The sequence below is a fragment of the Limnohabitans sp. genome (assembly GCF_046052765.1).
Taxonomy (GTDB): domain Bacteria; phylum Pseudomonadota; class Gammaproteobacteria; order Burkholderiales; family Burkholderiaceae_C; genus Limnohabitans.
Genome location: NZ_JAVLFQ010000027.1, coordinates 1 through 3,831, shown reverse-complemented (window position 1 = coordinate 3,831; position 3,831 = coordinate 1). Strand labels below are relative to the sequence as shown.

The following is a 3,831-nucleotide window of genomic DNA, read 5'->3' as shown; positions in this document are numbered from 1 at the left end:
CGCAAGGCCTTCACCAACACCGAGGAGACACCCTGCGAGACCTGTGAAGAGTTCAAGCTATCCGGCGAAGGCTTGAACTGGCCAGTCTGGTCACGAAAACCATAGACCGCTATGGGAATCTTCTCCCGTGGCGGTGGCAGGTGGCTGAGGTCGAGCGTGACATCTGAGACAGGGGTCAACCGCGCATTTGACTTCACCGCAGACGGTGGCACCACCGACGAACACGCACTCAAAATTATCGCCAACACCATCAGGTGAAGCCGATAAAAATGCTTGGCGGTATTTGATTTCATCTCAAGTCTTTACGGGGTAATATCCACGGTAAATGTAGTGACAGCGCCAGTAGTCTTGTCTGTTATTGAGATTGTCCTAACGGTTCCAGATTCTGTTATCAATATAGTTGAGTTATCAGTTTGAATAGGAACTCCTAGTAACGTAGTGTCTGTCAATGCACTGGCTGCGAATATTGAAGTTAACTTTTTAGAGTAAACAGCGCTTTCCAAATTTTTTGCGAATTTTTCTGCAGGCGTATCGACAGGTGCCTTGAATTGATTTTGCGCGTTGGCCAAATTAAGCAGTCCAGGGGCGTTATTTGGGTTGCCCCCCAAGAATGAAGGGTTGATGAAGTTAAAGTTCAAATTTTCTGCGTAGCAATTGCAGAACACCAGACCCAACATTGTTTGCATAAAAACTTTTTTCATGGTGGAAAACCTTTGTAGATTATCTTTTTATCGGCTCGAGCCCATCTACCTTTAATGGGAAAAGATCAATTTAAAAGATGAACTAGAGTTACTTTCACAACTCTTCTTCCCCTAAATCTTTCTCAGCACTGCCTGTCTCCGTAGCCAAAGAAATAATGCCGCTATTGATCGCCTCAATAGCCTGATCGACCATGGGTCTGAGCTGGGATGACTTGTATGGCAGGCCACTGATAAACATAAGTTTGGTGCCCAAATAAATAAGTACTTGACTGCCTCTTAATCTAGAAGTTGTTTCGACAAAGGCCAGGGAGTAATTTTCTGACTCTGGGTTTTCTTTCCAGCTAGTGCTGAAGAGCTGAAAAAATTGATGACCATTCGGGGTGATCATGTTGTCGATCAACAAGCCTGATATGCCTTCGGTCATTGCATTTCGATTTATTTCTTTATTTTTATTACTCGTGGAAGACTTAGAGTTTTCGCCCAAAGGCAAGTCCTGCCCTTGGGCAAAGCTTACTATGGCAGCGCAAAGTAAAAAAACAAATAGTACTGATAATTTATTTAAGCACATAATATTGTTAACTATAAAAAGCTTGTATGAAACCTTGGTGACAATTTTTGTTTCAGCAAAACTCACGAACAGTGCACACATTAATTTTTAGGGAGTTCATTCGGTGATATCAATCCGTCATCGCGAGGGGCGACTGGCTCAGGTATATTGCGCTTAGATCGGTCTATCAGGTTACTTGGATTGATCAAATTTGTGCCATTGCGGTTACGCCCATCGTCACCACGCTCAATACTCGCGACAATGTCTGCAGTGAACACCCATTCATTCAGTCTGGATTTACCCTTGAAGGCGTCAAAACCCAGAGGGAAATTATCAATCTTGATAGGTCTTTTGTCAGAAAGACTGAATATCCCGACAACGCGTTTTGTATCGGGATCCAAGTCCAGCCCCCACTCTTCGCTGCCAGTGACTGGGTCAGGGTAGAGTTGTCGCAAATGTCGCACCCGCCCAGGCAGTCTCTTGTCGAGCAACAATTCCTGCATGCTCATGGGCTGATCCTCCATGCCTGCAGGCGTTTTGTCGGCGTAGCTGCTCAGTGCTTTGGCGTACTCCAAGCCAACGTCAATCAACGCCTCCTCCGCCATTCTTCTGTGCACCAAGCTGCCCACTTGCAAAGCCATGGCAGAGACAAACCCTAGCAATGCTAAAAAAATAAGCAGGCTCAGGTAGGCGAAGCCAGCATCGGCTTTTGCACTTGGGCGTATGTAGCGCATATTTGACTCAAAGACTCTCAAAGGGTACACCGGCGGCTGTTTTGCCAGACGCCCCACTATGGACATCGTAGACCTTGCCATTGGTTTTCCCATTGGCATCTGGCGGTGGCAGCGTGATGAGCCAACTGTCTGACTTTTCAGTCACAGGGTCGATGGGCAAAGACTTCAAGTACTTTCTGTCCACCAACTGCTGCAAAGACTCTGGGTACTGCCCTGTGTCCCCATAGTACTTGTCGATGGTTTCTCGGATGATGGAGATATTTTGCTTGAGCGTGACCTCCTTGGCGTGGTCAATGCTGGCAAAGTACCTTGGGACAGCCAGCATCATCAGCGAGGTGACGATGGCCAGTACGACCAACAACTCGATCAAAGTAAAACCCGAGCTCGTTAGTCCGATTGATATTCGTTTCATGACAGGCCTACCACTTCCTGTAGGGTATGCCGTTCAGGCCTACACCGTTTGAACTGGAGTACACATCAAACACGTCACTTCCTGCCTGCGGGTCTTCTGGATCGCTGGCATAGCTTCGCAGACCCCAACCATAACTGCCACCTGACTTTTGCTCCATAGTCAAAGTACCTGAGACCATGGGATCGAGTGGAATGCGTCTGAGGAAAAATATTTTTTTATCTTGCGGATTTTTGATATCTTTGACACCCTTGATAAGGGTATCTAAAGATTTTGGATATCCACTGGTGCCCTCTGTCATCTCTATTCGCCCCTGATCTCCTGCTGCTTTGTAGGCATCGATAGCCTTGCGGACATCACGCAAGGCGGTTCGTAACTCCGTCTCCTTTTGCCGTTGCATTTCGATTTGCACCACGGGCGTGATTAAAGTTGCCAACACACCCAGAATAGCCAGTGTGATCAACAACTCGATCAGGGTGAATCCCTTGAGGCGCAAAGATAGGCCACAAACAATCATGGCGCTTCCTGAGGCTTCAAAATCTTATCAATGAATTGGCGTGTCTCTGGAGACGCTTTGTCGGCGTCTAAGGCTTTCTTTTTGTCCAATTTTTCTTGTTGGATCTTGGCTGCCTCCGCCCTCTTTTTCTCAATCAACTGTCTCTTCATGTCGGCAGCCTCGGCGTCCTTGAGCCTCTTTTCTTCGGCCCTTGCTTCGGCTTGGGCCTTGGCATCAGGCTGAGCAGGTTTGGGCTTGGGTGAAGTGTCAGCATCTTTCAACTGAATGACAGCAGGAACAACTGTGGGGGCAACGACTGGCAACGAAGGCTTGGCTTGGGAAGATTCTTGAGCCGTATTGGGTGCAGGCGCTTGAACAGGCATGGGTTCGCGATTGATCGCGGGGTTGGACAAGATCTCCTCCAAGGCACCCACCTTGAAGTCAGGGCGCATACGCAAATTGCTGTCAGTGCCTCCCAAGAATTCATTCAGACTGGCCTCTTGCCGTTGAAGATTTCTAACTAGCCTGGGTGTGATGGACAACAGAATTTCAGTTTTTTTATTGGTGTCGGCTTGGGAGCCAAACAATCTACCAAGAAGCGGCGTGTCTCCTAACCCAGGCAACTTATTCACAGAACGGTCGGCCTCGCTGTTGATCAAACCGGCCAGGATCTGGTTCTCGCCGTCTTTCAGTCGCAAGATGGTGCTGGCATTGCGATTACCAACAGTAAATATGGTGGTCTCAGTACCCGCTATCTTTTCCGACTTAACTATGTTACTTACCTCTAAACCAATTTTGATAGAGATTTCATTATTAAGAAAAATTGTAGGTTCGACTTCAAGTTTGAGACCCACGTCCAAGTAGGTAACCACTGGGTTATTGATCTGTGAGCCATTAAGGACAGTAGAGGAGGTTGTGTACGTCGGTACCTTATTGCCGACAAG

General features: G+C 47.5%; 7 protein-coding genes. All 7 read right to left on the bottom strand.

Going from position 1 to position 3,831, the window contains the following annotated elements; translation table 11 throughout:
• On the bottom strand, positions 1–293 hold a 293-nt coding region (locus AC9UG7_RS02825; RefSeq protein WP_509583871.1), incomplete at its 3' end, for a CsgG/HfaB family protein.
• 9 nt (positions 294–302) lie between these two features.
• Positions 303–701 carry a curli assembly protein CsgF gene (locus AC9UG7_RS02820; protein WP_509583869.1) on the bottom strand — a complete coding sequence of 133 codons (399 nt, stop codon included), beginning with the start codon at positions 699–701 and terminating at the stop codon, positions 303–305.
• A gap of 94 nt (positions 702–795) precedes the next feature.
• Positions 796–1,335 (bottom strand): CsgE family curli-type amyloid fiber assembly protein, encoded by a 540-nt coding sequence (locus tag AC9UG7_RS02815; RefSeq protein ID WP_509583867.1) that lies wholly within the window; start codon positions 1,333–1,335, stop codon positions 796–798.
• A 14-nt stretch (positions 1,336–1,349) separates the two neighbouring features.
• Positions 1,350–1,982 carry a type II secretion system protein gene (locus AC9UG7_RS02810; protein WP_509583865.1) on the bottom strand — a complete coding sequence of 211 codons (633 nt, stop codon included), beginning with the start codon at positions 1,980–1,982 and terminating at the stop codon, positions 1,350–1,352.
• A gap of 7 nt (positions 1,983–1,989) precedes the next feature.
• The gene (locus tag AC9UG7_RS02805; protein WP_509583863.1) at positions 1,990–2,394 is read right to left on the bottom strand and encodes a type II secretion system protein; all 405 of its coding nucleotides are present in this window, start codon (positions 2,392–2,394) and stop codon (positions 1,990–1,992) included.
• A 7-nt stretch (positions 2,395–2,401) separates the two neighbouring features.
• A complete protein-coding gene (locus AC9UG7_RS02800) occupies positions 2,402–2,908 on the bottom strand; it encodes a type II secretion system protein (RefSeq protein WP_509583861.1) in 507 nt (168 codons plus the stop codon).
• Positions 2,905–3,831: secretin GspD/PilQ domain-containing protein (locus AC9UG7_RS02795; protein ID WP_509583859.1), on the bottom strand; the 927-nt coding region annotated here is incomplete at its 5' end. The genes AC9UG7_RS02800 and AC9UG7_RS02795, both read right to left, overlap by 4 nt.

What these genes read in the sequence shown, in the direction of transcription:
- AC9UG7_RS02820 (WP_509583869.1), bottom strand. Translation starts at nt 701, where the DNA reads ATGAAAAAAGTTTTTATGCAAACAATGTTGGGTCTGGTGTTCTGCAAT.
- AC9UG7_RS02810 (WP_509583865.1), bottom strand. Translation starts at nt 1,982, where the DNA reads ATGCGCTACATACGCCCAAGTGCAAAAGCCGATGCTGGCTTCGCCTAC.
- AC9UG7_RS02805 (WP_509583863.1), bottom strand. Translation starts at nt 2,394, where the DNA reads ATGAAACGAATATCAATCGGACTAACGAGCTCGGGTTTTACTTTGATC.
- AC9UG7_RS02800 (WP_509583861.1), bottom strand. Translation starts at nt 2,908, where the DNA reads ATGATTGTTTGTGGCCTATCTTTGCGCCTCAAGGGATTCACCCTGATC.